The 26523-nt window shown below is 45.3% G+C and carries 28 protein-coding genes; 16 read left to right on the top strand and 12 right to left on the bottom strand.

Annotation, left to right across the window (positions count from 1 at the left end):
• Positions 1–143 precede the first annotated feature (143 nt).
• The 4 genes from SWH54_13345 (at position 144) to ablB (ending at position 4902) form a co-directional block, all read left to right on the top strand.
• Positions 144–1181, top strand: a complete 1038-nt coding sequence (locus SWH54_13345; protein MDY6792241.1) for a proline racemase family protein — start codon at positions 144–146, stop codon at positions 1179–1181.
• Positions 1178–2806 carry an amidohydrolase gene (locus SWH54_13340; protein MDY6792240.1) on the top strand — a complete coding sequence of 543 codons (1629 nt, stop codon included), beginning with the start codon at positions 1178–1180 and terminating at the stop codon, positions 2804–2806. The genes SWH54_13345 and SWH54_13340 overlap by 4 nt, the downstream gene beginning before the upstream one ends.
• A 32-nt stretch (positions 2807–2838) precedes the next feature.
• A complete protein-coding gene (locus tag SWH54_13335; GenBank protein ID MDY6792239.1) occupies positions 2839–3996 on the top strand; it encodes an aminotransferase class I/II-fold pyridoxal phosphate-dependent enzyme in 1158 nt (385 codons plus the stop codon).
• A 72-nt stretch (positions 3997–4068) separates the two neighbouring features.
• Complete coding sequence (gene ablB, locus SWH54_13330; GenBank protein ID MDY6792238.1) at positions 4069–4902, top strand: putative beta-lysine N-acetyltransferase; 834 nt, start codon at positions 4069–4071, stop codon at positions 4900–4902.
• A gap of 169 nt (positions 4903–5071) precedes the next feature.
• Here the strand turns inward: ablB and SWH54_13325 are convergent, their stop codons facing one another.
• From SWH54_13325 to SWH54_13290, 8 genes are all read right to left on the bottom strand, one after another.
• Positions 5072–5839, bottom strand: coding sequence for a LytTR family DNA-binding domain-containing protein (locus SWH54_13325; protein ID MDY6792237.1), 768 nt, complete (start codon positions 5837–5839; stop codon positions 5072–5074).
• On the bottom strand, positions 5811–6869 hold the full coding sequence (locus SWH54_13320; GenBank protein ID MDY6792236.1) for a histidine kinase: 1059 nt from the start codon (positions 6867–6869) through the stop codon (positions 5811–5813). The genes SWH54_13325 and SWH54_13320 overlap by 29 nt, the downstream gene beginning before the upstream one ends.
• A gap of 215 nt (positions 6870–7084) precedes the next feature.
• Positions 7085–8158 carry a serine hydrolase domain-containing protein gene (locus SWH54_13315; protein ID MDY6792235.1) on the bottom strand — a complete coding sequence of 358 codons (1074 nt, stop codon included), beginning with the start codon at positions 8156–8158 and terminating at the stop codon, positions 7085–7087.
• A gap of 268 nt (positions 8159–8426) precedes the next feature.
• Positions 8427–8912, bottom strand: coding sequence for an isoprenylcysteine carboxylmethyltransferase family protein (locus tag SWH54_13310; GenBank protein MDY6792234.1), 486 nt, complete (start codon positions 8910–8912; stop codon positions 8427–8429).
• Between the two features lie 19 nt (positions 8913–8931).
• The gene (locus SWH54_13305; protein ID MDY6792233.1) at positions 8932–10575 is read right to left on the bottom strand and encodes an FAD-dependent oxidoreductase; all 1644 of its coding nucleotides are present in this window, start codon (positions 10573–10575) and stop codon (positions 8932–8934) included.
• Between the two features lie 812 nt (positions 10576–11387).
• Positions 11388–13406 (bottom strand): methyl-accepting chemotaxis protein, encoded by a 2019-nt coding sequence (locus SWH54_13300; protein MDY6792232.1) that lies wholly within the window; start codon positions 13404–13406, stop codon positions 11388–11390.
• Between the two features lie 262 nt (positions 13407–13668).
• Positions 13669–16071 (bottom strand): MMPL family transporter, encoded by a 2403-nt coding sequence (locus tag SWH54_13295; GenBank protein MDY6792231.1) that lies wholly within the window; start codon positions 16069–16071, stop codon positions 13669–13671.
• Entirely contained in the window at positions 16068–16682 is a 615-nt protein-coding gene (locus SWH54_13290) for a TetR/AcrR family transcriptional regulator (protein ID MDY6792230.1), read from the bottom strand. Before SWH54_13290 ends, SWH54_13295 begins: the two co-directional genes overlap by 4 nt.
• 952 nt (positions 16683–17634) lie before the next feature.
• Between SWH54_13290 and SWH54_13285 the strand changes: the two genes are divergently transcribed.
• The 12 genes from SWH54_13285 to SWH54_13230 all read left to right on the top strand — a co-directional run bounded on the left by SWH54_13285 (position 17635) and on the right by SWH54_13230 (position 23244).
• Positions 17635–17841 (top strand): hypothetical protein, encoded by a 207-nt coding sequence (locus tag SWH54_13285; protein ID MDY6792229.1) that lies wholly within the window; start codon positions 17635–17637, stop codon positions 17839–17841.
• Positions 17842–17909: 68 nt separating this feature from the next.
• A complete protein-coding gene (locus SWH54_13280; protein MDY6792228.1) occupies positions 17910–18485 on the top strand; it encodes a rubrerythrin family protein in 576 nt (191 codons plus the stop codon).
• 69 nt (positions 18486–18554) lie between these two features.
• Positions 18555–18929: a desulfoferrodoxin gene (locus SWH54_13275; GenBank protein MDY6792227.1), complete on the top strand. Its 375-nt coding sequence runs from the start codon at positions 18555–18557 to the stop codon at positions 18927–18929.
• Between the two features lie 45 nt (positions 18930–18974).
• Positions 18975–19127: a hypothetical protein gene (locus tag SWH54_13270; protein MDY6792226.1), complete on the top strand. Its 153-nt coding sequence runs from the start codon at positions 18975–18977 to the stop codon at positions 19125–19127.
• A gap of 14 nt (positions 19128–19141) precedes the next feature.
• Positions 19142–19573 carry a flavodoxin domain-containing protein gene (locus tag SWH54_13265; protein ID MDY6792225.1) on the top strand — a complete coding sequence of 144 codons (432 nt, stop codon included), beginning with the start codon at positions 19142–19144 and terminating at the stop codon, positions 19571–19573.
• A 52-nt stretch (positions 19574–19625) separates the two neighbouring features.
• A complete protein-coding gene (locus SWH54_13260; protein MDY6792224.1) occupies positions 19626–19811 on the top strand; it encodes a hypothetical protein in 186 nt (61 codons plus the stop codon).
• Positions 19812–20054: 243 nt separating this feature from the next.
• Positions 20055–20213 carry a rubredoxin gene (locus tag SWH54_13255; protein ID MDY6792223.1) on the top strand — a complete coding sequence of 53 codons (159 nt, stop codon included), beginning with the start codon at positions 20055–20057 and terminating at the stop codon, positions 20211–20213.
• Between the two features lie 14 nt (positions 20214–20227).
• The gene (locus SWH54_13250) at positions 20228–21403 is read left to right on the top strand and encodes a flavodoxin domain-containing protein (GenBank protein ID MDY6792222.1); all 1176 of its coding nucleotides are present in this window, start codon (positions 20228–20230) and stop codon (positions 21401–21403) included.
• A gap of 110 nt (positions 21404–21513) precedes the next feature.
• On the top strand, positions 21514–21876 hold the full coding sequence (locus SWH54_13245) for a DsrE family protein (protein ID MDY6792221.1): 363 nt from the start codon (positions 21514–21516) through the stop codon (positions 21874–21876).
• A 56-nt stretch (positions 21877–21932) separates the two neighbouring features.
• Positions 21933–22178: a hypothetical protein gene (locus tag SWH54_13240; protein MDY6792220.1), complete on the top strand. Its 246-nt coding sequence runs from the start codon at positions 21933–21935 to the stop codon at positions 22176–22178.
• 72 nt (positions 22179–22250) lie between these two features.
• On the top strand, positions 22251–22454 hold the full coding sequence (locus tag SWH54_13235; protein MDY6792219.1) for a ferredoxin: 204 nt from the start codon (positions 22251–22253) through the stop codon (positions 22452–22454).
• A gap of 49 nt (positions 22455–22503) precedes the next feature.
• A complete protein-coding gene (locus SWH54_13230) occupies positions 22504–23244 on the top strand; it encodes a HEAT repeat domain-containing protein (protein MDY6792218.1) in 741 nt (246 codons plus the stop codon).
• A 268-nt stretch (positions 23245–23512) separates the two neighbouring features.
• Here SWH54_13230 and SWH54_13225 read toward each other — a convergent pair whose 3' ends face one another.
• From SWH54_13225 to SWH54_13210, 4 genes are all read right to left on the bottom strand, one after another.
• A complete protein-coding gene (locus tag SWH54_13225; GenBank protein ID MDY6792217.1) occupies positions 23513–24241 on the bottom strand; it encodes a C-GCAxxG-C-C family protein in 729 nt (242 codons plus the stop codon).
• Between the two features lie 320 nt (positions 24242–24561).
• Entirely contained in the window at positions 24562–24750 is a 189-nt protein-coding gene (locus SWH54_13220; protein MDY6792216.1) for a hypothetical protein, read from the bottom strand.
• A 50-nt stretch (positions 24751–24800) separates the two neighbouring features.
• A complete protein-coding gene (locus tag SWH54_13215; protein ID MDY6792215.1) occupies positions 24801–25769 on the bottom strand; it encodes a DUF2860 family protein in 969 nt (322 codons plus the stop codon).
• A gap of 99 nt (positions 25770–25868) precedes the next feature.
• Positions 25869–26063 (bottom strand): hypothetical protein, encoded by a 195-nt coding sequence (locus SWH54_13210; protein MDY6792214.1) that lies wholly within the window; start codon positions 26061–26063, stop codon positions 25869–25871.
• Between the last annotated feature and the right edge of the window lie 460 nt (positions 26064–26523).

The following is a 26523-nucleotide window of genomic DNA, read 5'->3' as shown; positions in this document are numbered from 1 at the left end:
AGGTCGTTTTTCTTGCAATTTTTTCACCCCAAAACCTGAAAGCAGGCTTCATCGTTTTCAGGTTTTGTTTTTTATGCGGGTATGGGGCGACCTGAACGAAGCTATGCTGTGTAAAACATCGACAAAGATACAGGAAGGCACATATGCTGAAACTTGATCAGATTAAAAGCAGATTTCTGGCTCTATATCCGGATCGAATCGTTACCATTGACTCTCATACCCAGGGGGAACCCACCCGGTTGCTGATCAGTGGCGTGGGTTCCCTGCCCGGCAGCACAATGAAAGACAAACGGAACTATTTCGAATCTCATTTCGATCATGTCCGTATGCTACTGACCCGGGAACCCAGGGGACATAGAGGAATCATGGCGGCCGTGGTGACCGAACCGATAAGTCCTGAAGGACAATTCGGTCTGTTTTACATGGACGCCCGGCGTTATCCCTACTTATGTGGCCATGCCACCATCGGAGCGGTGGTTTCATTAATCGAAGCCGGAGCTTTGCACACAGACGCTGACGACACCATTATCACCGTGGATACCCCTTCCGGACCGCTGGATGCCCATACCCGGATTAGAGATGGTCATGTGGAATCAGTTGCCATTGAAATGGTGCCCTCATTTGTCTTTGATACCGACTGCGAGATTGATGTCACCGAATTTGGTAAGGTTCCCGTTGACCTGGTCTGCGTGGGCGGGTTTTTCGCCATGGTGTCGGCCCGATCCATCGGCATTGACCTGGTTCCCCAAAACAGCCACCGTCTGATCCCATTGGGAATGGCGGTGATTGAGGCCGCCAATCGGGCCCTTCGCGTTTACCATCCCCAGCGGCCGGAGGTGAACACGATAGATGTGACCGAATTTTATGATGAAGACCCTAAAACCGGCACCGGAAAGAGCGTGGTGATATACGGCGAGTCCCACATGGACCGTTCCCCCTGCGGCACCGGTACCACGGCCAAGATGACGCTGCTCCACCACCTGGGAACGCTCGATCGTGGTCAGGATTATAAAAATGCCAGTCCTCTGGGCACGGTGTTCGAAGGACGGATCGTCAAAACACTGCCCATTGGAAAATTCAAGGGCATCGTGGGCCAAGTTCGGGGAAACGCGCAGATTACCGGTTATCACCAGTTCGTTGTGGATGCGCATGACCCTTTTCAAAAAGGATTTTTAATATGAAAATGCCTATCGGAGTGCCTCAAAGTATCCTTTACAACGGCATCATTGCCACCCAGAGTACTACTTATCCCCATTCCCAGGCCGTTGCCGTTGGAAACGGAAAAATCCTGGCCCTGGGGCAAGACAAGGATGTGCTCAATCTGGCCGGTCCTGGCACTGAAAGGGTCAACCTTGACGGTAGACTGGTGGCACCGGGTTTTATCGATACCCACATCCATTTCTATGAGTGGGCACTCAATCGTCAGGGTATAAAGCTGGATGACCTTACCAGCCTTGAAGAACTGTTAAACCGTGTGGGAAAGGCAGCTGATAGTCGCCCTCCGGGCCAGTGGGTTATTGGCCAGGGATGGAATGAGACCGACTGGACCGAGCAACGCATCCCAACCAGAGAAACCCTGGACCGGGTAGCACCGGAGCATCCGGTGCTGCTTTGGCGCTGTGATCTGCACCTGGCCGTTGCCAACTCCGTTGCTCTGGGTTTGGCCGGCATTCATGCTGACACGCCGGATCCACCGGAAGGGCGGATTGAACACAACCACACCGGAGAACCCAACGGTATTATAAGAGAACTGGCCATCAACCTCGTGCGACAGGCCATTGCGCCGCCGAGGACAGATCAGATAATGCAAGCTTTTGAAGACGCGACTAAGGCCCTTCACCGATGGGGGGTCACCGGCATTCAAGACGTCCGCTTGATGGAAGATAAGGACGGCGCCGGATCATTTCAGACTTTTCAGAGACTGGACCATGAAGGGCGTCTCGACCTCCGCTGCTGGGTTTCCCTGCCCGGACACGAGCTGGACCACATCATCGGTCTGGGCCTTCAAACCGGGTTCGGTAACGAAAAGCTGCGCGTCGGTCATGTAAAATTTTTTTCCGATGGCGGAATGGGCGCCCGTACCGCCTGGTTGATCGAACCCTACCTGGATGCTGACAGAGGGATGCCGCTGATTGATATGGAAGTTCTGTCACGTGATATTAACAGGGCCGATAAAGCCGGTCTGTCGGTGATGGTGCACGCGGTGGGGGATCGCGCGAACCGGGAATTGATCAACATTTTTGAAGCCCTTGAATTGCGTCGCATCTCCTCCGGTTTACCATCGCCAGCCATTGCCCATCGCATCGAACATGTACAGATGCTGCAACCGGAGGATGCCGATCGACTCAGCAAGCTTAATATGGCTCTGTGTGTCAACCCAGCCAACATGCTGCTGGATATAAACCTCATCGATATGGCACTGGGAGAAAAGGGAAAGTGGACCTATCCTCTCCGCCAATTATTCGATACCGGTGCGCCGGTGATGTTCAGCTCCGACTGTCCGGTATGCACCCCTGATCCGCTATTAGGAATTCATGCGGCAGTTACGCGACAGCGAACCGACGGAACGCCGAAAGGTGGCTGGTATCCGGATTCCCGTGTAACAGTGGCTGAAGCGCTGAGAGCCTATACCTATACACCTGCGACCGTCCACAATGCCCATGATATCGGACGCATAGAACCCGGTAAACGGGCGGATATGGTGGTTCTAAATAGAAATATTCTGGAAATTCTACCTTCACTAATGCCGGAGGTTCAGGTAGACATGACCCTGTTTGACGGCCGGATTGTTCACCGGCAGTTTTAATGGGTGTGCAAATCAATATTTTGGAGGAACATATGCCCAAAACCGCTGATCGTTTGACCTTTTTTACTGAGTCGGTAATTCGCGAAATGACTCGTGTGTCGAATCAGTACGGCGCCATCAATCTTTCCCAGGGCTTTCCTGATGCCGACCCGCCGGCGGAAGTTCTGACCGCCGGTAAACTGGCGATGACCGATGGCCCCCACCAGTACGCCATTACTTGGGGTGCACCGCGCTTCCGGGAAGCGCTGGTAAAAAAACAGAAATACTGGATGGGACTTGACCTGGATCCCGAGATCCATGTGGTGGTGACCTGCGGCAGCACCGAAGCGATGATGAGTGCCATGATGACCGCCTGCAATCCCGGAGACAAGGTGATTATTTTTTCTCCCTATTACGAAAATTACGGGGCCGTTACCATCCTAAGCGGCGCTCAACCCATCTATGTGACTTTGCATCCTCCCGATTTCGTGTTCGATCCGGATGAACTCAGAACAGCCTTTGCCCAAAATCCCAAAGCCATTATACTGTGTAATCCCTCCAACCCTTGCGGAAAAGTCTTCTCCCGGGAAGAGCTTGAATTCATTGCGGACCTATCAATGGAGTATGACGTCTTTGTCATCACCGATGAAGTATATGAGCATATCGTTTACCGCCCGAACCGACATCGCTATATGGCGGCCTTGCCGGATATGTTCGAACGGACCATCTCATGCAGTTCCCTGTCAAAAACTTACAATATGACCGGCTGGCGGCTCGGTTATGTCATCGGATCTGAAGCAGTGATCGCCGGTGCCCGAAAAGTGCATGATTTCCTTACAGTTGGCGCCGCCGCTCCGCTGCAGGAATCCGCCGCCAGTGCACTGGAACTGCCCTTAAGTTACTATGAGAAGTTAGCGGCAGATTATACCCACAAAAGGAAATTATTTTTAGCATATCTGAACGAAGCAGGACTCTCATACACGAAGCCCCAGGGAGCCTACTATGTGATGGTGGACTGTACAGCCTATGGTGTTAAGGATGACCGGGAATTTTGCCGCTGGATGGCCAAGGAGGTCGGCGTAGCCGCCGTACCCGGTTCCAGCTTTTTCCATGAACCGGTGAACCACCTGATCAGGCTTCACTTTTCAAGATCTGAAGAAATACTGCATGAAATCGGCAAACGGTTGAAAAAACTTAAATCTTTAGACTAATATACGCTATCCTGACAAATAAGTTCGCAAGGAACCCAGATTAAAACATCTCGAAACAATAAAAAGGTGATTTTGCCGGATATCATTGAAGACATAAAAGGGTCCATCATTCAGCACGGACTGCACAACGACCGCATTTATTTAATGCAGTTGAACACAGACGATACTCATGGACTGATTGCAACACTTAATGATATGGCTTTAAAAAATGGCTACGGAAAGATATTTGGTAAAATACCGGCATCTGTGTGGAAAGATTTCAAATCCGCTGATTATGTTAAAGAGGCTGTGGTTCCGAGATTTTTTTTAGGCAAAACCGACGGTTTTTTTATTGCCAAATACTTTTCTGCCAAAAGACAAAGGGCACAAGATGCTGAAACACTATTGAGGCTTGTGAACAATGCCGGCAGAGGAATTGCAAACAAAAAACCTCGAACAGACAGGACTGTACGAGATGTGGTTTCTTGCAAACCCTCAGATGCAGAAGAGATGAGCACAATTTACCGGCAGGTTTTTAGCTCTTATCCTTTCCCAATTCACCAACCCACCTACTTGCAACGAATGCTCAAAGAGGGAGTTCTCTATTTTTGTATTCGGATGCAAGGCAGAATTGCAGCAATCGCTGCCGTAGAAATTAATTTGATAAACAAAAATGCTGAAATGACCGATTTTGCAACTTTGCCGAAATGGAGAAGCATGGGCTTTGCCGACACACTGCTGCGTTATATGGACAACAAGGCTCGCAAGCTGGGAATTATTACCGCATATACGATTGCAAGGGCTGAATCACATGGGATGAATTCCGTCTTTAAGAACAATGGATACAACTATTCAGGATTATTAAAAAACAATTCCCAGATCTGTGGAAGTATCCAAAGCATGACGGTATGGTACAAACATTTATAACTTTCCGCCATTAACAAAGCAAACTGCGTGCTTGCACAATAAGCAGGTACCTAAAACCACTTATACCGCAATTCCATATTTCGGAGCATATTTATGGCAAGCGGTATAGGCGGTCCAGTAAAGGTGGTAATAAAATTGATCGGGTAAACCTATTTAGACTTCAGCATGTCTACATCTGTCTAAAAATATGGATGTAAGACCTGCTGACCGTAAGGGTCTCGGGGCAATCTTTCAGCCTGACGACGCCGCGTCCGGTAATAGAGCGGCTCATTTTGGCTATGCAGCCTGCATTCACAATTGTTCCCCGATGAATGCGCCAAAACTTGTTGGGGTCAAGTTCGCTGGTCAGTTCTTTAATGGGTTTTTTGATGAGAGATTCACCGCCTTTTGTTATGACCGTGGTATATTTATCGCTTGCCTTGAAGTATAAAACCTCCTCTACGGGAACAAGCCTGATCTCCTTACCCTGCCGGGCTCGAATCCACTGCAGATAGTTCGGCATTTCTTTATTGGGGAGTCGGGCTACAATTCGCTCAACTGCCTTTGAAAGGTCGGCAGGAGGTCCGGATGATGTGGTGAGTTGTTTTTTAAATCGGTCCGTGGTCTTTTTCAATCTCTTACGTGTTACCGGTTTCAGAATGTAGTCCATGGCCTCACTCTCAAAGGCCTCCACTGCGTAATGATCGTAGGCAGTGATAAAGACAACCCAGCATGAGCCGGCAATCTTTTTTGCCACTTCCATTCCAGATAGACCAGGCATTCGGATATCGAGGAAGGCGATATGGGGTCGGTACTCCTCTATTAGTGCTAAGGCTTCCTGTCCATTTCCGGCTTCACCGCAAATAACAAGATCAGGCCACACATCAGAAAGCTTTGATTTCAGATAGCTCCTTAACTGACCTTCATCATCAGCGATGATCGCTTTTATCTCTTGCATGTGGGACCTCGATAATTGCCTTTAGGCCGCATGGCCGGTTATCTTCTAATATCAAGCGTCCTTTGTCACCATATATGGATTGCAGGCGCTCTCTGATGTTGGAAAGACCCGTTCCCGATTCATTTTTTTCGTAAAACCCCACACCGGTATCGGCTATCTCCAGCCGAAGGATTTCCTCATTTTTATCTCCTCCTATAAACACTTCTCCACCCTCGATTTTTGGTTCCAGTCCGTGCTTGATGGCATTTTCCACCAACGGTTGAATCAACATTGGGGGAAACGGGATGTCCTTTATGCTTTCCGGCACATCGACCTGGTACTGCAGCCTGTTACCCATGCGAACTTTAAAAATATTGATATAAGCCCGTATCATATCCATCTCCTGGCCAATGGTGGTTGTGTCACTCCTAGTTTTGGAAAGTGATGTCCGCAAATAGTGAATTAGATCTTCCAACATATATTTTCCCTTCTCCAGATCGGTTTCGAGCAAGCTTACGATGTTGGAGAGTGTGTTAAACAAAAAATGAGGTTCAATCTGGGCCTGGAGAAACCTCAGGTTGCTTTCCACGACTTTCTTTTCACCAATGAGTCTTTTAATTCTTTCTTCTTGGATTAGGGTTTTGCTAGCAGAAATTGTTTCCCGGGAGGCAATGAAATAGCTGATGATAGACCCAAACACGATCCCAAGGATTGTCATCTGTAACAAACTGTATTTTTGGAAAAAAATAGAAGTACCTATCCCCGAGGCGACTGTGCCCAACAGGGTTCCAAGAACCGATCCGATAATCATGGCAATAAATATGGCAGCCATCTGGATAAAGAAATTGGCGGATTTAATAAGGAAATGGACAAGCAAGATACAGGCACAAATAGACATACCGATACACTGGGTAATGATGAAGGTTTCCATAAACCCGCCACCGAATTCCAGAAACCTTAGGAATATGGCAATACCGGTGTTGAAGAGGGCGGTATAGGAAAAGGTTTTGAGCACGTGCCTTCGGTTTATCACTGCAAATTTTGGGTCCATGTTCTTTTTTTCCTGGGTTGTTCCTGTTTGATACCATCCATTTCTTTCTAAGGCAATACATCAATAAGGCCATCTTTATATCAGAAGCGAACAAAACCACAAAACACAGATGTCGTTGTTTGTAAATAACGTTCATCGGTTTCATTCTGAGACTGTGCTTCGTGGATGTAATGATTGAAAAAAAATAGCACCGTTTTGGTTGGCTGTTTGGATTGTCAAAGCTTCTTTTTCGCTTGAATCGCCTTCATCACCCTTAGCATCAATCTAAACGGTGTCGACTTCAATTCTGTCTGATTGATAGTTCCTGCCATATACAGATCCAGATCTTTGGAATAATAAAGGAATGAGCCGGTCGATCCCGAATGACCCCATAACGGCGGGGCTTTCATCATTATATTGATAAACCAGGGCAGCTTGAAATACATTGTTCCATACCCATATTCAAACGGAAGATTCTTCAATCGACGCCAGTTGTGCATCAACTCCAGCGTGTTTCCACTGACAATTCGACCTTCATTCAGGGCTTTTAGAAAAATAATACATTCTTCTGCTGTAGAAACAATGCCACCATCAGCCCAGTAGGCCATGCTTAAGCGGGTGTTCGTAATAATCGAATCTTTATAAAATACGTCCGCTGGAGCAGCGAATGGAGCGAACTGTGGTTCAGAGCGGCCGACCAACCAGGTATACTTGAGTTCCAGAGGATGAAAGAAAAAGTCCTGGTAAACGATGTGAAGTGGCTTACCGGTTATGGCCTCGATGACCTTTCCCAATAACTGGAAATTTGTATCCGAATAGGATGCATCCGTACCTGGCTGAAAATTAGGTTCCAAATTGTTTCTTGCCCTTTCAATCGTCTCATCTACTGTCCATGACCGTTCCGGTTTTTCCAGGACCAATTCAAACAAGCTTTTCCCTTGTTTCGGTTTTTCGGTATAGTAATCTGCTATGCCTGAAGTATGCGACAACAATTCTTTAATGGTAATTTCGTGAGAATAATCTTTCCCTTTATACACATGAATACCCTGAATTAGCTTTTCCGGAAGATATCTTGACATTGGGTCATCTAAAGAGAGCGCTTGATTTTCATATAATCGCATGATTGCCGTGGCAGTATAGAGCTTAGTAATACTGGCAAGGTAAATGGGCGTGTCTTTGGTCATGGAGACCTGACCGTCTTGATGGGTGATTCCGGCTGCGCCTGACCAAGAGAAAGATCCATCACCTTTCATTACAGACAGAACACAATTTCTCACCGATTTGTTTTTCGCTACTAAATTTGAAACCAAATATTGCATTTCCTGATTCAAATCATCAAACGATGGGGTTGAAAACCTCAATCGTATTATGAAAAATCCTGCTACAATAATCATTATAAGTATGGTGAATGCGATTATTATCCGTTTTATTTTCATTCGTTAGGCCCCTATTAATATATCGATAATTTTGATCATGGAAAATTGCGTCATAGGCTTTGGCTTAGGAGTAGTGAAGTTTTTTGCGCCATCCCTTAGGCCGAGTGTTGTGAAAAAAGACCGTATTTCTTCCCCGGTTTTCTCAAAAGACTCCTGGGATCATCCGCCATCGTACCTTTTGCCTGTATTGCATATATTCATGGGGAAATATCTGCAATAACACGGCTTCTTCCTTTAATGCCGTGACAACCCAGTGAATAATTGTCAGCAAAGCCATAACAAAAGTAATTATGACGCCAAAGGCAAGGGCAATACCTATATTCTGGAGTATAAGACTGAGATATAATGGATGACGTATCTTTGCGTAGACACCCGTTATGACTATCTTTTTGATATTTCCTGATTTTTCGTGGGCCTGCTTATGAGCTTTCTCCGTCCACCAATGAAACGCAAAAGCCAAGGGGATCAGAATACCACCGAAAATATTCGATACTGGAACAATGGAAAACCTCGTCCAGGAGAAAACCAATCCACAAATTCCCGTTCCAATAAGAACAAACAATTCAAACATCCCGCGATAAAAGGGATTAGAAAGAAAAAAATGATTAAAGACATTTCCGATCTTCATCTCGCTCACTTTCCCCTGTTTATCCTTTTCCCCAATCCTCCATCATTTTCTGAAAAGTTTCTTCTCCGGATCTTAACGCCCCTACGTAGCCACCACCCGGATTTCCCCATGCGCCGGCCAGATAAAGTCCTTTTACAGGAGTCCGGTTGTCGATTCGGTTCATATAGGCATTGTCCATCGACTGCTCGAAACCGTAAATGGCTCCATCAGTGTTTCCGGTGTATCGCCAGTTGGTCAGGGGGGTTGCCGCCTCTTTCACCTCAATCATGGAAGAAAGCTCGGGAATAAGCATTTCCTCGGCCCGACGGATGAGGATATCGGTCCATCTATCCTTTTCTTTGTTGTAAGCCTCTTTTCGACCGGCTCTATAATCGGCTTCGAATTTTCGCCAGGGTTCATAACCTGAAAGGGAAAGAAGCATGAGAGTCGATGTCCCAAGGTGTGAATAGTTTTCAAACAGGTTATCATAGATGGTGACGGCGAACCCTGTTTTTTCGATTTCTCCCTTCAAACACGATTGATAATCGACCTCAGCCCCACGGCCAGAAGACACATGAGTGCTGTATGCATCGATTTTACCTCTTAATTCCCGGTTTAATCCGAGCCACACAATAAAGGAAGAAATGCTGGGCCGATATCCTTCCAGCTTTTTCATATATTCGGCCGGAGCGACCTTTGGAGGCAGCATTGCCTTGAAAGTGGTAAATCCGCTGGCATTGCTCACCACCGCACACGCGGAAATGGTCTCTCCGCCGGATACAACCACCCCCTGCACAGAATGTCTATCCACCAGGATCTTTTCCACCGGCGTGTCGTATATGATCCTTCCACCGGAATCTTCGATCACTCCGGCCAGTGCATTGCTCAAATCCTGGGATCGATTCTTAAAATAGTAGGATCCGTTCTTGAGATACCCGCCGGTCGCGTTCGCATAGTAAAACCCTGATAGCTTTGAAGGCGGCAGTCCGTAGTAACCCCACAAGCCGGCCAGGACCCCTTGAAGAGCCGGATCCTTAACGTATTCGTTTATCAAATCAGCCAGGGTCTTGTTGCGTACATTCCACATATGTCGATACTGGAGCGGGAATATAATTTTAAATATGGTTTTAAACCATTTTCCCTTACGGTCATAGTCGGCAACTTCATCGGAAATACTGAGCATTTCCTGTACAAAACCCTGTATTCCGTTTTTTTCATCCGGAAAATGCTCTGCAACAAGTCGAATATAGGCCTCCGGATCCTGTTGTGGGACTGAAATGTCAAGGTTGGGGGTTTTCAGGCGATAAACCTCGGGGAGTCGAACCAGTTCCAGTTTTTTCAGGACGCCAATATTATCAAGAATCTGCGCCGATGTATTATTATGAATGGATGAACCGTGTAGTGATACTTCAAAGGTGAACTTACCTCCTTTTCGATCAAAAGACGTTGCATACCCTCCGGGCACACTATGTTGCTCCATTACGGTGACCGGGATCCCCTGCTTTGCCAGGTAGGCACCACAGCACAATCCGCCCAGACCTGCACCAATGATCACTGTGGGATAATCCTTTTTGGGCCCCATGCTGCCAGCGTAAGCCGAAATCTTCTTTAAATCGAGGGCAACACCCGCAGCAATCATCGCTGAAATGGTCAGAAAGTTTCGTCTGGAGATTTTTTTACCCATGATTTTCCTCCTTTGAACAAGTTTGCTTTTTTTATTTCTCTGACCATACATCTTAAACATGAAAGAATAATTACGCAAAGAAAGCGCGATGAAACGGATAATAGATAGGATCAAGAGTATATTTCAGGCATGAAGCGTTTTGAATTATTTAATTGATGGGTCGGGGAGTTTTTCGATCTCTACTCGGTTCGACCGGAGAAATGCCCATTTACCCGGATCAGCCTTAACGATAGTTTTGAGAAACCGGCGTTCGGCAGCTATCTCGCTGAGATCCGATTTGAACCAGCCTCAAGGGACATAACCCCACGGCAACGCTGATCATCTCTCTCTGTATGGATTTCGCTGAGAAGATAGGAGGCGTGTACGGAGTGCTGGACTTATTTGTTAAGGCTGATCCGGGTAAATGGGCATTTCTCCGGTCGAACCACTAACAATCATTAAAGCGCAAACGGTTCACCAAAAAGGCCAATGATAAGAAACTCCCTGATCATTTAATTCTGGAACTGAAATCGATTCTAATTGAGCATTTTCAGTGCTCTATAACAGGCATTCATGCCTAATTAAAAGCCGGGTTCTTGAAATTCAATCAAAAAGTACATGCACTGATTTTTATGAGATGCCCTTTTGACATTCAAGCGTACATATAGTTTGACATAAATATATTCCGTTTTAAACGATCAAAAACTCATATATAAAAAAACCGCCGTAAGGTTTTTTGCTGCAGTAAGGGTGCGATTCGGCGGAAGGGGCATCAGCCAAATTAATCGGACTGCACCACCGAATGCCCTTTGGCGCTGTATCAGGCGATGCCGTTAAAAGTCCTGAAAGTCGGCATCTTCTATGGTCAGAACTTGGCTAGGAGAAATTATCCTTTTTGAAGCCGAAGGCGGACGCGTTTCTATTTTGCCTGAAACGTTTTGTGCCGCAACCTCTCGGGGTTTTCTTTTTTTTCCCTGTTGGCCGTTTTTTTTGCTTGTTTTGCCGATTAATTGGACCAGTTTTTCCACATTGCGTTTCATTTGCTGGGCCTGAGCGCTCATTTCCTCGGAGGAGCTGGCCGACTCCTCTGCGCTGGATGCGTTCTGCTGAACCACCTTATCCACCTCCGACACGGCGGCATTGACCTGATGGATATCCTGGGACTGTTCATTGGAGGCAGCAGCAATTTCATTGACCAGAACGGCAACCTTGCTTGCCGTGGTTTCCACCGCGGAAAAGTCCTCATTGGTTTTACCCACCAGTTCACCGCCCTGTTGGACCTTTTTGGAGGTGCCTTCAATAAGTGTCGTTGTGTTTTTCGCCGCCTCGGAAGCACGCATGGCCAGATTACGTACTTCATCAGCCACCACTGAAAAACCGGCCCCGGCTTCACCGGCTCGCGCTGCCTCTACTGCTGCGTTGAGTGCCAGCAGGTTGGTTTGAAAGGCGATCTCGTCAATGGTTTTGATGATCTTTGAGGTTTCTTCGCTGGCCTTGAATATTTCCGCCATCGATTCGGTCAAAGCACCGGTGGATTCGTTGGCCCTGCCGACGACCACCTGGGCTTCTTTCATTAGAGTATCTGCTTCATGGGCCTTTGCAGCGTTTTCTTGGGTCATGGTTGAAATATCTTCCAGGGAAGCAGAGCCTTCTTCCAGAGATGATGCCTGTTTTGAGGCGCTTTCGGCCAATGTTTGGCTGGCCGAGGAAACCTGCCCGGCCGCCGCGGCAACCTGCTCGGCCCCGCTCCGCAAACCGTCGATTATGGTGTTGATGGGCCGGGTAACGGTTCGGATCAGCATCATGGTAAAAGGTGTGGCTGCCAGGACACAAAGTAACGCCACTCCTGCAAGCAGTTTCACCATCTGCAATGTATTGGCATAGGCAATGTCAAGTGAATACAGAGCAGCAATCGCCCCAGCCGGTTTCCGATGCCCTTCAAGAATCAATGTTCCCCTTAAAAAGCGTTTTTTGTTTACCGAGGTTTCTTCAAAGGCAATGGTATGCCCTTCGACCTTTTCTTTTTTTTCCGATCCGGAAAATGCTCTAATATCTAGCGTATTGAAATCAGGAAGTGTTCCGATACTCAATCCCTTTCGGGTGAATATGTTGATTTCTGAACCGGTAAACTGGTGAATACGTGACATAAATCCCTGATCAAGCCTGCGCACCGCTGCAACAAAACCGGTGGGCTTCAAAACCGGTTCATCGGAATCTTCCATATAAAATTTAGCCTTTGCCAGCGCCGTTCCGGCAATTCCTGCGAAACCATCCAAAGATACGTAATTTACCCCGTCCTTTTCAGGTGCCTTTCCCACCTGCAAGGAGGTTTGGTTCGCCAGTTGTTCAGTTTGCTGCCAGTTATTTCCAATTTGCTCTCCCGGTTTAAGTTTGGCCAAATTATACACCGGTTTTCCATCTTTATGGTAACAGTAACCTGCCAATATGTAATCCTGGTGAAACCGGACGAAGGCCTTAAGGTTGGAATTCATATCATAAACCGCCAACTGCCAGATCTGATTCGCCAGCACTGCCGAATAGAGCTGTCGGGTGATTTCCTCATAAGTATTGCGTGTCATTTCAATGTTGTCATGATAATCTCCGAGGAATTTGATCTTGCTACCCAGATTGGTGGCGGGAATAATCTGTCTGGCATTGTGAAGCGTCTTTTTGCTGAGATCGGTTAAGGTATGATGGATCACCACAAAGGTCTTTTTTAGCGATTGGTAGCTTATTTTTTTATTTTGCCGGTTTACCGTAAATGAGACGATGATGGTGGAAACAATCATGGTGAAAGCAACTAAAAAGCACACATGTAAAGTCAGTTTGTGTTTGAACTGCAAATTACGCATTTTTTTACCTCTCAGCAAGTTTGGGTGGTTGATATCTAATCTTTCTGCTCATTATGACGTGCAAATCTTGCATGCCAATTTGTTTATCATATCGGCTTTTAGCAGGGTACACTTTAGCATTTATTGAAAAAAAAGACTCTTACAACAACCCGTGTTGCAATCGCCGCTAAATTTTATCGAACGTTGGTCCGGAAAAATAAACGAAAAGCGGAATCTATCTATTTTTGGAGGACAGATGAATGTGAAGACCCACAGAATTGCTTTAAGGGATAGACGTCCTTTTCCCATACGCCAGACTGAGTAAGGCGGGTACCAGGAAAAAATCCGCTGCCAGGGCAAAAAGCACCGCGCTGCCGGTTAACACACCAAACCGTACATTACTCGTCAGGTATGAAGTCGTGTAGATAAAAAAGCCGCCACAGAGCACCAGGCTGGTAATCACCAAAGCCCGCCCGGTGGAATGCAGGGTTTCGCGTACTGCGAACTCAACACTCGCTGTTTCATCATAGGCTCTGCGGAAGTGGTGAAGAAATTGAATGGTATCATCCACCACCAGCCCCAGAACAATGCTGCCAATCATAATCGTGTACATATCCAATGGGATACGGCAGGACCCCATGATCCCGAAAATACAGATGATCGGGACCACGTTGGCAACCATGCTCATCAGCCCGATCCGTATGCGCCCGATCATCAGCACCATCAGAAAGGTGATGACCAGTAATGCAAAACCGTAGCTTTTGGCCATGCTGGTGATAAAGTTTTTGGTGATCTTCACAAAAAGGGCCATATGTCCCGTCAGGATAACGGTTTCATGGGGAAACTGTTTGTCGAGATACCCTTTGACTTTTTCCACATAATCTTTGTACAGAACGGAGTCGGTGAAGGGAGCGAGGATAGAAAGACGCGCGGTTTGATAGGTGCTGTCGGTAAAATCTTCAAGGTCTTCGCTTCCGCTTGATTCGAATAAAATCAGCTCCTGGGCAATCGTTTCCCGTTTAGTCGGCACCCGATAGGCGTCATTTCGATCTTCATGCAGGGCACGGTTAATTTCCTTTAGCACGTCGGAAATGGACCAGGCTTTGCCCGCCTGAATACCGTGTACTTTTACACCTGGCACAAAGGCTGCCGCTTCATCCAGCCTCCGAAGCAGATCCGGATCATACAGACCGTTTTCCGTGCCGGAATCGACTGTTATTTCAAGCATTACAGTGCCGCCATTGATGTTATCGAGTAGATTTGTTGAAACCCGGATGGGGGCATTTTGGGGAAACCAGGTCAGAGCGTTATGGGAAAACCGAACAGAAAAGGCACTGAAACCGACCACCACTAAGATGACCGTTGAAATAAGGGCCATAACCATTGGACGCCGCGTTGTTACTCGAGCAATCGCGTCAAATAGCCGATCCGCAATTAGCTGTTTGTCTTTGGGAAATGATTTGGCCTGTCTAATGGGGAATACGGCAATCAAGGCCGGTAACAAAACCACTGTATAAAAAAAAGCCAGCATGACGCCTACAGGCGCAATGTAGCCGAGTTGTGCGATAACTGCTACATCCGCCCAAGCAAAGGATACCAGACCGCATGCGGTGGTCACGCTGGTCATCAACACCGGCAACCCGGCATACCTCACGGCCTGGATGATAGCCCGGCGTTTATCGTTTGTGTTGCGATGGAGCCGGTAAAAAATTGTTAGAATATGGACACTGTCGCCAATGCCTACTACAATAAGAAATATCGGCAGAATTTGACTGGCATTGGTAATAGGCATTGCGGCCATCGCCATAATACCCAGACAGGATACGAGAGAAAAGGACACAATAACCAATGGATAGATGACCCCCGAAATCCTTCGGAAAAGGATAGCAAGAAAAAGGACAATCATAAAAAATGACAAGGGAAGCATGATTTTCATATCTTCTTCAATGCCTTTTTGAATTTCAGCGACGAATGCCGGTGTTCCGGTGAAATGAAATTCGATTCCCCGGCCTTGGTACCTTGCTGCCACCTTACGGATTGCCTCATAAATTTTGACATTCTCTGCGTTGCTCAGATAAATACGCCGGTTATTGATTTTCTGTGACCCCTCCTGCTCAAATCCAGCTAAAAGCTCATCTTCCGAGACCTTCTTGACAGCCTGAGCCCTAATAAAAATAGAAATAATGGACCTGTCCTTAGACACCAGCAATTTTTCATAAAGCGGGTAGTGATTAATGAGTTTTAGTATCCGATGGAGCTCGATATCTGTTTTCGGCGGTCTTTTCATCAGATTTTCCACTATAAGTGTGTCGCCTTCGGCCCTGATGATTCGTCCATTGACCAGGCTGGTGATATCGTCCAGATAGGGAGCCGAAGCTTCCAGCTCATGGTGAATCTGGTATAATGTAGCAAAAAAATCTTTAGTCAAACCATTTTGCGGTTTCATGGCAATGATGAACATGTCATCCTGGCCGAATGTGTCCCGAAAGGTGTTGTAGGCGATCAATGCCGGATCATCGTGGTGAAAAAGGCTTTCGTCACGGGTATCGATGGTAAGTTTCGGTATCTGAATGGCCAAACCAAGGGTCATCAGAAGCATACAGGCAAGTGCCGCATATTTTCTTTCATAGACCCATGCAGCAAATTCAGCAAACCAGGTTTCGAACTTCCGGTGAACGGTGGTCATTTTTTCTCCTTAACAATCATGATGCCTGTCAAGTGCTGGTTTGCTATGGCAGAAAGCTTTTCCAGAGCGGTTTCTACAGTTATCGCCGGGTTGCGCAAAAAATCCATAAGTCCTTTGAAGTATAAGGCAAAAAGTGATTCAGCTGCGATATGTGCATCTGCATCAGGACGAATATTGCCTATCCTCTTTTCCTGCTTAATCAGCTCACCGAAAAACTGCAGGTAATGCTCCAACTGCCGGGTCAGGTGAGGGCTGTTCTCTTCCGGCTCAAATACCGTATCCCGTATCAAGATACGGTAGAGTTCTTTATGAATACCATAAAAAACAAACATGGTTTTTGCCAGGTGCATGAGTCGTTCAGTCAGACTCCCTTCAGCAGGCATGGTTGCAACGGCTTGTGAAATGGTACGTTCGATATCTTCATAAAGAGCCTCTTCCAGCAGGGCGGTTTTGTTTTTGAAATGGACAATCACCGATGCCGCAGAAACGCCTGCCTCCTTGGCAATACTCCTCATGGTGCATTGCTCGACCCCCTTTTCCCGAAAGAGTTTTTTAGCAGTGCCAAGAATCAGCTGGTGAGTTTCAGATTTTGCTGTTTCACGTTGGTTCATACGCTTAATTCCCATAAACATGCTTATTGATTAAACATGTTTATTAATAATGAAACAGTCGCTCCCTGTCAAGGCTATTATCTGCTTTTATATGAGTCAGTTGCTAACAGCATAATCAACGACAGGCCAAAGCCCGGGAGACGTTTTCATGAAAGGGAAAGTGTTATAGTCGTTGTCATCAATCTGTTCCGCTTTAATGATTTTTAGATGCTCGTCTGGGGAAGCACTCATTTGCCCGCACAAGCCTTAAAAAATAAGTACAACACTCCGTACACGTTCCCTTTTCCATTTTAGCTCGGTTCGACCGGGGAATCGCCTATGGGCCAGTTACAATACTTAATATATAAGGTCAGTGTGTTACACGCCCCCTATATTCTCAGTTAAACCCATACAGGCAGATACGATCAACGTCACCGTGGGATTCTGTCCCCTGGAGTTGGCTTAAAACTAATTGAAGCGAGATAGCTGCCGTACGTTTATTTCCAGATAGGATTGTTAAGTATTGTAACTGGCCCATAGGCGATTCCCCGGTCGAGCCTTAGGTTTCATACTTCGTTGTGGCCAGTTGGGCATAAAAATTTATAAAAAACAGTATAAAAAATACGTCAGATATTTCCTCATCTGTCTTATGAGACAATTTTGTATCGCAATTCAATTTGAGACAACTAAAAATACAATTTGTTTTATTAATTTAGATAATTACGGGTTTTTGGACAATAGAATCAAAAGCATATGTCTTGTGGTGGGGGAAAAAACGAATCTTTTGCCTTTTGTCTAATTTATCTGAAAACGGCTTAAACCTTCACAAAACCCTGTCTGTTAGGGTTTTATAAAAAAATAATGTATTTTTTCATCAATGGCATAAATCTTGATATTAATAATTATCAAAATGGCTATATCTGTTTGATATTGACCATGTTGTTAAATAAATGACTCCCTGAGATATATATACGTGAAAGCCTGCGATCGAAACATTAAAAATACACTGCAATTGGCTGAAGAAATGATAAACCTGGCAAACAAGGGAGATATTGACAGGGAAGACAATGGCTGTGGAATTCTTTACGGAATTCTGCGTGATTATGCATACAAATTGAAACGATTGGCTGAGGATGAAAAACAAAATCATATAAAAAAAGGCTGGTGGAAAGAAGGGTGACCAATGGGGGTCGCCCTTCTTCGTAATTGTGCTTATAACTATCTAAAAACAAAAAGGAGAACATACCAATGGCAAATTTAAAAGGAACACAAACTGAAAAAAATATTTTAACCGCCTTTTCCGGCGAATCCCAGGCAAGAAACCGCTATACCTATTTTGCCAGCAAGGCGAAAAAAGAAGGGTATGTCCAGATGGCGGCAATTTTTGAGGAAACGGCGAATCAAGAGAAAGAACATGCCAAAAGGCTTTTTAAATTGCTGGAAGGCGGTGAAGTAGAAATCACCGGCGCATTTCCTGCCGGGGTGATCGACACCACCCTGGAAAACTTGAAGGAAGCGGCTGCCGGAGAAAATTATGAGCATACGACGATGTACCCCGGTTTTGCAAAGGTTGCCCGCGAAGAAGGGTTCGATTCAATTGCTGCCATATTTGAGGCAATTGCGGTCGCGGAAAAACAACATGAAAAACGATACAACGATCTTGCCGCCAATATCGAAACAGGCAAGGTGTTTAAAAAGGATGAAACGGTGGTGTGGCGCTGTCGCAATTGCGGTTATCTACATGAAGGTACAGAAGCCCCCGGTGCCTGCCCGGCGTGCGCGCATCCCCAGGCTCACTTTGAGCTTCTGGGTGAGAATTACTAACCAAAACACATTTGGTGGGAAAGAAGACCATTACTAAATTACTTAACCATAAAAATAAGGAGAAAAATCATGGCGGAAAAACTCGAAGTTTATAAATGCGAAGCTTGTGGAAACATTGTAGAGGTGGTGCACGGTGGACAAGGTGAACTGGTATGCTGTGGTGAGCCCATGAAGCTGATGAAAGAAAACACCGTCGATGCTGCAAAAGAAAAACATGTCCCGGTTAGTGAAAAAATCGCCGGAGGCGTAAAAGTTAAAGTCGGTGATGTGGCCCATCCAATGGAAGAAAAACACTACATTGAATGGATTGAGATCATCGCAGACGGGAAAGCATACAGGCAGTTTTTAAGTCCGGGCGATGCACCGGAAGCGACATTTAATGTTGAAGCCAACCAGTTAACGGCAAGAGGTTACTGTAACCTTCATGGTTTGTGGAAAAGCTAAAACAACCGAGAAAGTCATAAAAAAGTAAATAAGGAGGTGATCCCAATGGCAAACTGGAAATGCTCAAACTGTGGTTACGCACTCGAAGCAGACACACCGCCTGAGGAATGCCCTTCATGTAAAGAAAAATGTGAATTTGTTGATAATACCTGTTACACACCGGATTGCGGATTCGAAGGTACAGATAAAAGACTTTAATAGGGGAGAAAAAAATGGCAAAAGCACTGATTGCATATGCTTCAAGGGCCGGTTCTACCAAAAAGATAGGCGAGCTGATTGCCGAAGGAATTCGTATTGCCGGCCATGAGGCATCTGTGGTAAAAACAAATGAAATAAAAAAAGAAACCGATCTTGACGGTTATGACGCCGTTGTCTTCGGGTCAGCCACTTACCATGGAGATATGATGCAGGGAATGAAAACCTTGCTTTTTTTGGCTGAAAAGGCGAATCTTGAAGGAAAGGTCGGCGGCGCTTTTGGCGCCTTTGGTTGGAGCGGCGAAGCTCCGGGTCGTATTTTTGATACAATGGAAAATATTTTTAAGATGACCATGGTAAGCGGTCCTCTGAGGCTTAAATCAGCATCTCTTGGTGGAGGTGTTCAAATGGCCCAGGATTATGGCAAAGAAATTGTAAAAAAATTATAACGAACCCTGGCCTGCTAAAGAAACTTACCAAAGACAAAAAAGGAGGCTTATGATGTCCACACCACAACATTGTCCAGGCTATGAACAGTTTAAAAACCTTAAGTCGTTTAAATGTCAATGCCCCAATTGCGGAGAAGAAAAGGAAATATTTTCTGACGAATTTGACAAGTCCCATAAGTGCAGTGGGTGCGGCCAGGAGATTGATTTTAACCAGTGCACTTTCGATGCCGGCGTTTAAGCACATACACCGGTTTTGGAAAAAATTGAGACTGGCGAAGGGACCAAAGAAACTTTGGTTGCATACAACAGCTTTAATAAATAAAGATGATAAACAGCCGCTCAAGGTTGGAAATTGGAAACTTGAAATAAGAAATGAGTGGCACTGAAGTAAGTTTAATCGTTGAACACGTGAAAGCCATATTTCTACTTTCTCATTATGGCACTCCGTTAACTCACACAATATTCAAGCAAGGAGGAAACAATGGATAAATACGTATGTACGATTTGTGGTTATGTTTATGACCCCGAGCAAGGCGACCCTGACAGTGGCGTTGAGCCGGGAACAAAGTGGGAAGATGTACCGGACGACTGGGAATGCCCGGTGTGCGGCGCTGCTAAGGACGATTTTGAAAAAGAATAATAAGAGGAAACAACATGAAACCTTTAGAGCTAGCAAAGGGAATTTACAGCGTCGGGGTCACCGACTGGAATATCAGGGATTTTCACGGCTATTCAACCTATGCGGGAACCACCTATAATGCTTTCTTAATTGTGGACGAAAAGGTGGTGCTTATCGATACGGTTAAAAAACAGTTTGCCGATCAGCTCCTGGAAAATATATCTCAGGTGATTGATCCCAAAAAAATCGACCTGGTGGTCAGCAACCATACCGAAATGGATCATTCCGGGGGACTGCCCAGAATCATGCATCGGGTCGGAGAAGACAAACCGCTGTATTGCTCCAAGATGGGATATAAAAACCTTTCCAGTCATTTCAGGCAGAAATGGAATTACCATGCGGTGGAAAATGGTGAAGAGCTTAATATCGGTCACAGAACCCTGACCTTTCTCGAAACCAGGATGCTTCACTGGCCGGATAGCATGTTCACCTATGTCAAGGAAGATAAAATTCTTTTCTCCAGTGATGCCTTTGGTCAGCACTATGCAGGTCCGGAAAAATTCGATGACGAAGTTGGCGACGAGATAATGTTTCATGCAAAAAAATATTTTGCCAATATCCTGCTTCCGTATACGGTTAAGATTTTAAAACTGGTGGAAACCGTGACCAGCCTCGGACTCGAATTTAACCTGGTATGCCCTGACCACGGTATTTTCTGGAGAAATCCCGGCAAAATAATCGACGCCTATGTAAAATGGAGCAAACAGGAGGCTGAAAAAAAGGCGGTCGTTATTTACGAAACCATGTGGCACAGTACCGAAGCCATGGCGGAAGCCATCGTCTCAGGACTTGCCAGTGAGGGAGTTCCGGCAAAACCTATCCATATCAGAAGCTCACATCGCAGCGAAATCATCACTGAGATTTTGGATGCAAAGGCAGTGATCATCGGCTCTCCAACGCTGAACAATCAGATATTTCCTACTGTAGCAGATATTTTGACATACATCAAAGGTCTAAGGCCAAAAAACAAGATAGGAGCAGCCTTCGGCTCTTACGGATGGAGTGGGGAAGCAGTCAAGCTGATTAACCAAGAGCTTGAGGCCATGAAATTTGAAGTCATTGATGCCGGGGTAAAGGTAAAATATGTTCCCGATAAGGACGCCATCAACACCTGTTATGAGCTGGGAAGGAAAATCGCCCGGGCCATGTAAACCATATTTTAAGCCGAAAATTTAACAGCTTATCAAGTGTTTTTTTGGTTTTATCGCTTTGCTTTATATGTCTGGTTGACAAATTTTATGCAGAATAAAAGGAAACCAAGATGGAAAAATTTGTATTCGTCATTTCCAAGGGATTTGAGAAATCGGGTGCGGCCACCCGGGCCGTTCAATTTGCCAGCATCGCCGCAGAAAAGGGTCACCACGTTGAGGTGTTCCTCATCGATGATGCGGTTCACTGGGCCCAATTCGGCATGGCCCAGGGAATACGATCATCCACCGGAGAACATATGAAAGACCTTTTGGACAAACTCATTGAAAGAAATACCCCGATTCATGTATGTGCGGCGTGTGCGGATAAACGACTCATTTCACCGGACGAATGCCTGCCGGGATCTGTGATATCCGGGGGCTCCGTACTTGTCGATATGATGGTGAATCCGGAGTATAAAGTGTTCACTTTTTAGAGTTTATAAAGCGAATAGAGCTCAAGAAGAAATCGAAGATTCGGGAGGTAAAAGAAATGGCCGATAAACAAAAAAAAATGGTGTGTGCCCACTGCGGGTATACGGCTGAAGGCAAGTTTGACGGGGATATCTGCCCGGGATGCGGCCTTACTTACTGGAAATGTGGCAATTGTGGGTTTCTAGTTACAGCAGCTGAGCCTCCTGAAGCATGCCCCCAGTGTAAGAAAAAGTGCGATTTTTTGAACGTTACCTGTTACACGCCTGAATGCGGAGGGCCTGGTAACATTGATCATAGATTATAGCTATAGCCCCACTGTTTTGTTTTAAGTGGGGTTTACTTGATTAACAATATATTTCATTAATTTGCTTTGTGTTTGAGAGATGATAAAAAAACACCGGTGGTTGATATCGGCCAGTGCACTTTGTGCGGCGGATGTATTGAGATGTGCCCTATGGTTTTCAGGCTGAATGATATTGGTTTTATAGAGGTTAGTGAGCTTGAGCAATATCCTGAGACCGATGTTGATGAAGCCATCAAAAATTGTCCCGAGGACTGCATATACTGGGAAGAAGAATAGAGCCCTTTGCCGAACGGAATGTTTTGAAGGTCTCCAAATAAGATGAATCATGGGTGGCAGACAGCTTAAAAAAAAAGTTTTTGACCTGTTACATAATACCGATTTTGAAAAAGACATATTAAACATAAGCGGGTTTTCTGCCAGAGCGGTGGTCAACCCGCTTTTCTCTTTCTTCTACAACAGCGATGAACTGATCAAATGGCGGGCGGTTACCGCCATGGGCGTGGTGGTTCAGGACCTTGCCGATCATGACCTGGAATCTGCCCGGGTGGTGATGCGTCGTTTGCTCTGGAACCTTAATGACGAGTCCGGGGGAATCGGCTGGGGATCCCCGGAGGCCATGGGCGAAATCACGGCCAGGCACGAAGGACTTGCCAAAGAGTATCATCACATACTCTTATCCTATATTGTACCTGACGCAAATTATATCGAACATGAAATTCTGCAACGTGGGGTTTTATGGGGTATCGGAAGGCTAGCACACGCCAGGTCTCATTTTGTAAAGAATTCTATCCATCTGCTTTGCCCCTATTTGAAATCGCCGGACCCGGCCCTTCGCGGACTGGCTGCATGGACGGCCGGACTGTTTGATTGCCAGGCGACAGACCGGTTTCTTAAACGTCTTGAAAGCGACCCGGCCACATTCACATTCTATCTTGAAGGCACGCTGGAAACACTCACAGTGGCTCAGCTTTTTAAGAAGAGTTTTAATCCTGCCAACAAATTGCCGGGAACATCGCATCTACGCAATTTATGCCTTGATGTATCAACTCGGCTTAAGCGTCGATAAGGTACAGCGCTTAATCTTTTCATTTTCGATTTTGACAGACACTATATTAACGTCATCGGTAAAAGTAGTAATGATAGTTCATCTTCCTGTCCACTACACGCCATAGCCGTCAGGCTAAGCTTAATACTGACGGAAATCTTGTATTTTTAAACAGCAAAAAATGAAGATCAGAGAAATCTCAAATCACAAGTCATAGACCGCCGGATTCACCGGTGGTCTATGACTAAAACCGCAACTCCCCGCCTTTCAAGAAAGCTTATCCTGCAGATCATTCAGCAGCTAATACTTCAATAATTTTCGAGCAGCCTCCATCGCGCAAATAGCCGGCATGGTCGTCGATATTCTCAAATCTCTGGCCGACTATTTCGGAGCACTCGAATTTAAAGTCGGTGCATTTCATAAATCTATCAATCGCAGCTATGGCTCCGGGGCTTTTAAATTTAATTTTACCAGGACCTTCCTTGAGGCTGCTTATTCCGATGATCCATATCGCGGCTCCCAATGCCCCACAGGCACCTCCGCTTAAGCCGATACCACCCGCAAATCCCGCCGCCATGACCGTATGCATATCGGATACGCCCATCTTTTGTGCCAGCATTGCCGTGCAACTTACCGGTGGCGAGGGTGCTTCTATGTGTTTTTCGGAAAGAGCGATATTTATCTCATTAAATGCTGCCTTGGCATATTTAGCTGCCCTGTGCATGCAGCCTATAGTCCCACCTTTTACAATAAAATACATAATCATCTTCATAGTTGATGATGATTTGTCTATATTAGTTATTTCGAGGCAATTTATATGGTTGTTGTCAGCACGGAAGGATTCCACAAGCCTTTGTGCTGCATTAATTGCCGCAGTTTCAGCTTGCGGACCCGGGCCAAGAATTCGATAGGCCTGTGCCCCTGCGGAAAGCACCGCGCCCCAAATCATGCCGCACTGGTAGCCATGCTGCATTATTCCGCCTGCTAAGGGCATCGAGGCCTTCTCCTCGAGTTTCAACTGGTGATTGAATGCCTGGTCGAGGACTCCCGACAGCGATTCTGATCATGTCTTGCCTTTTAGAAATGCAAGCGCTGCCCCTAACGATGATACCTCATTTTTTACTTTGCTCATTTTATCTCCTCTTGTTTTTCAAATCACATGTATCATTTCCCGGACAACCACCCGGAAAATGCGTGTTAGGTTTTGTTTTGAAGAAAATTAAATATTCTTTACACTCGGATGATGTCCCACCTATTTTTCTATTGAAACACAAACCCCGATAATTGACATAAATTCTCCGGCATCTCCGCAATGAATAATTATAATCCATAATAAAATTATTTGTATTTTTTTAAATCATACTTTTCAGCTAATACAGTTCTTTCATCACTGGGAAGAGATGTTATATGTCCCTTCCATCCGGGACACCAGCTAATGTGCCATTTCCATAACCGGCCTAAAAACGATTTGGAATTATTGTCATATCTTGCCCTGAAACCACATTTTTCACAGTTGTGCTTAGCCATTAAGAATTCTCCTTATTCCAAATTCAAGGGTATTGAGTGGACTCATTTTTTCAAAAATTATAGCCTATAGTTACACCGCTGACATAGGTGCGTTTATCAAAAAAATCTATGTTGGAGTCCGAGTAGCCGCAGCCGGCTATAAAATTGGTGAAAAATTTATCATAACCGAGTGGATTGAGTAGTGTGAAAATTGCCATAGCAGAGTATCCTTTTTCGTCCCTGGTTTTGTTAAATATAGGGTGCGTTTTGTCATACTCTTTTTTGTCGGCCGAGACAAAGGCGTTTACGATGTAATCTTTATTCATTCTCTTGTATCCGAGTTTAATCCTGTAACCATTGTAGCTGTTGCTTTCTCCGTCCATGTCGGCCTTGGAATACTCAAAGCCGGGAATTATTATGTTACTTTTTTCGAGATCTATCATGTAGCCAAGACCTGTGGTATGGATTACCCCATCTCTTTTCAGGTTATTAAACAGGCTTCCGATAACGTCTACATCCACGTCTACCGAATTATATCTGTAATAAAGGTTAAGTCCTGTATCCAATATGCGATCGTAATCTATTGTAAAACCGACGTCTTCGACATCTGTTTCATCCCTATCCACTCCTGCAACATATGGGTTTTCCCACACTTCAGCCATATTCACGGCAAAAACAGAAACGTCCAGCTTGCTTTTGTCGATGAAAGTTTGTGTTAAGCCCAAGGTCAAGGCTGTCCTGGATTCTTTCAAAGGTGTTCCAAGATAAACTTCCGTGTCTGCATCTCGAAATTTATACCTCAAATCAAACATAAGCGCGGGCAAGGCTATATTGAAACTGTCCGCTTCGTCGTTTAAATTATCCGTCTTTTCATTTTTGTCATCCACAAAAAGCTGATCTGTAGTATTAATCCATATGGCTCCCGCTTCTATACGTGCTGAAAAACCATCCTCCTTATGCCTGTCACCTTCCTGAGCCAAAGCGGTTATTGACATGAATATTAATAGAATTAAGCCTAAAGCAAAAATTGTCTTTTTCATGGTAACTCCTTTCATTTTCATCTTTGTTTTTTGAAATCTATTATTTCATTTAAACTATAGGAAAAAAGCCTGATTTAAAACATACAAGAATAGCTTTCACTATGATAATGACTCTTGCTTAAAAAAATCTTCCAACCTTTCTTTCCCATACAACTCACCAACTATATCCATAGTCATGACTGAAATCAAAGGTAAACCCAAATCCCGTATCCGAACGATCAATCCATGCAAAGCGGGTTGGTCTAATACTTTGCCTGTTATGTTTGTAAAAGCTCCCTTGGATTCAATTTTCATACCCGCAAACCAATCAGACCACTGGCTTCCGAGATGTCCTTTTACCTTTATTTGATAGTCCGCCGGACCATGTCAAACTTTTTGTTTTGCCATTGTCAGATTCCTCTCAAAGAAAATTGATCAAGTTTTCGATATAAAAATAAACCACTCAATGGAGAATGTAATCGTCCGAAAGTATGATTTTTAGGGACGATTTTTAGTATCTGAAGGTTGGTTTATGATTTTTGCCTATAAGTGGGGGTTATTCTGTTAACAATTACTTGGGAAGATAGAAAGAAGGGCAAGAGGTTCAAAGGTAAACTCTCAATGTGTGCGCAAATATTTAAAACAGCTCCTCAGCTAAATAGTGCCTGAACGAAAAGTCATGGTTTTACGAGCCAGCCGGTTGGTTATGTTCGTTCATTAAATTACTACCGTTCAAAATGATGGCAGCCAGTAGTAAATCAAATCTTGGCTACCT

This window comes from Thermodesulfobacteriota bacterium (genome assembly GCA_034189135.1).
Classification (GTDB): Bacteria; Desulfobacterota; Desulfobacteria; order Desulfobacterales; family JAUWMJ01; genus JAUWMJ01.
Note: the sequence above shows the minus strand (reverse complement) of the source record. Positions and strands in the feature narration are given on the sequence as shown.

Excerpts from the sequence above, each read along its gene's own strand:
- SWH54_13335 (MDY6792239.1), top strand. The coding sequence starts at position 2,839 with ATGCCCAAAACCGCTGATCGTTTGACCTTTTTTACTGAGTCGGTAATT.
- SWH54_13305 (MDY6792233.1), bottom strand. The coding sequence starts at position 10,575 with ATGGGTAAAAAAATCTCCAGACGAAACTTTCTGACCATTTCAGCGATG.
- SWH54_13340 (MDY6792240.1), top strand. The coding sequence starts at position 1,178 with ATGAAAATGCCTATCGGAGTGCCTCAAAGTATCCTTTACAACGGCATC.
- SWH54_13325 (MDY6792237.1), bottom strand. The coding sequence starts at position 5,839 with ATGCAAGAGATAAAAGCGATCATCGCTGATGATGAAGGTCAGTTAAGG.
- SWH54_13240 (MDY6792220.1), top strand. The coding sequence starts at position 21,933 with ATGGCCGATAAACAAAAAAAAATGGTGTGTGCCCACTGCGGGTATACG.
- SWH54_13320 (MDY6792236.1), bottom strand. The coding sequence starts at position 6,869 with ATGGACCCAAAATTTGCAGTGATAAACCGAAGGCACGTGCTCAAAACC.
- SWH54_13265 (MDY6792225.1), top strand. The coding sequence starts at position 19,142 with ATGGCAAAAGCACTGATTGCATATGCTTCAAGGGCCGGTTCTACCAAA.
- SWH54_13275 (MDY6792227.1), top strand. The coding sequence starts at position 18,555 with ATGGCGGAAAAACTCGAAGTTTATAAATGCGAAGCTTGTGGAAACATT.
- SWH54_13310 (MDY6792234.1), bottom strand. The coding sequence starts at position 8,912 with ATGAAGATCGGAAATGTCTTTAATCATTTTTTTCTTTCTAATCCCTTT.
- SWH54_13250 (MDY6792222.1), top strand. The coding sequence starts at position 20,228 with ATGAAACCTTTAGAGCTAGCAAAGGGAATTTACAGCGTCGGGGTCACC.
- SWH54_13230 (MDY6792218.1), top strand. The coding sequence starts at position 22,504 with ATGGGTGGCAGACAGCTTAAAAAAAAAGTTTTTGACCTGTTACATAAT.
- SWH54_13290 (MDY6792230.1), bottom strand. The coding sequence starts at position 16,682 with ATGAACCAACGTGAAACAGCAAAATCTGAAACTCACCAGCTGATTCTT.
- SWH54_13295 (MDY6792231.1), bottom strand. The coding sequence starts at position 16,071 with ATGACCACCGTTCACCGGAAGTTCGAAACCTGGTTTGCTGAATTTGCT.
- SWH54_13260 (MDY6792224.1), top strand. The coding sequence starts at position 19,626 with ATGTCCACACCACAACATTGTCCAGGCTATGAACAGTTTAAAAACCTT.
- SWH54_13345 (MDY6792241.1), top strand. The coding sequence starts at position 144 with ATGCTGAAACTTGATCAGATTAAAAGCAGATTTCTGGCTCTATATCCG.
- SWH54_13270 (MDY6792226.1), top strand. The coding sequence starts at position 18,975 with ATGGCAAACTGGAAATGCTCAAACTGTGGTTACGCACTCGAAGCAGAC.
- SWH54_13300 (MDY6792232.1), bottom strand. The coding sequence starts at position 13,406 with ATGCGTAATTTGCAGTTCAAACACAAACTGACTTTACATGTGTGCTTT.
- SWH54_13245 (MDY6792221.1), top strand. The coding sequence starts at position 21,514 with ATGGAAAAATTTGTATTCGTCATTTCCAAGGGATTTGAGAAATCGGGT.
- SWH54_13215 (MDY6792215.1), bottom strand. The coding sequence starts at position 25,769 with ATGAAAAAGACAATTTTTGCTTTAGGCTTAATTCTATTAATATTCATG.
- SWH54_13255 (MDY6792223.1), top strand. The coding sequence starts at position 20,055 with ATGGATAAATACGTATGTACGATTTGTGGTTATGTTTATGACCCCGAG.
- SWH54_13220 (MDY6792216.1), bottom strand. The coding sequence starts at position 24,750 with ATGGCTAAGCACAACTGTGAAAAATGTGGTTTCAGGGCAAGATATGAC.
- SWH54_13280 (MDY6792228.1), top strand. The coding sequence starts at position 17,910 with ATGGCAAATTTAAAAGGAACACAAACTGAAAAAAATATTTTAACCGCC.
- SWH54_13210 (MDY6792214.1), bottom strand. The coding sequence starts at position 26,063 with ATGAAAATTGAATCCAAGGGAGCTTTTACAAACATAACAGGCAAAGTA.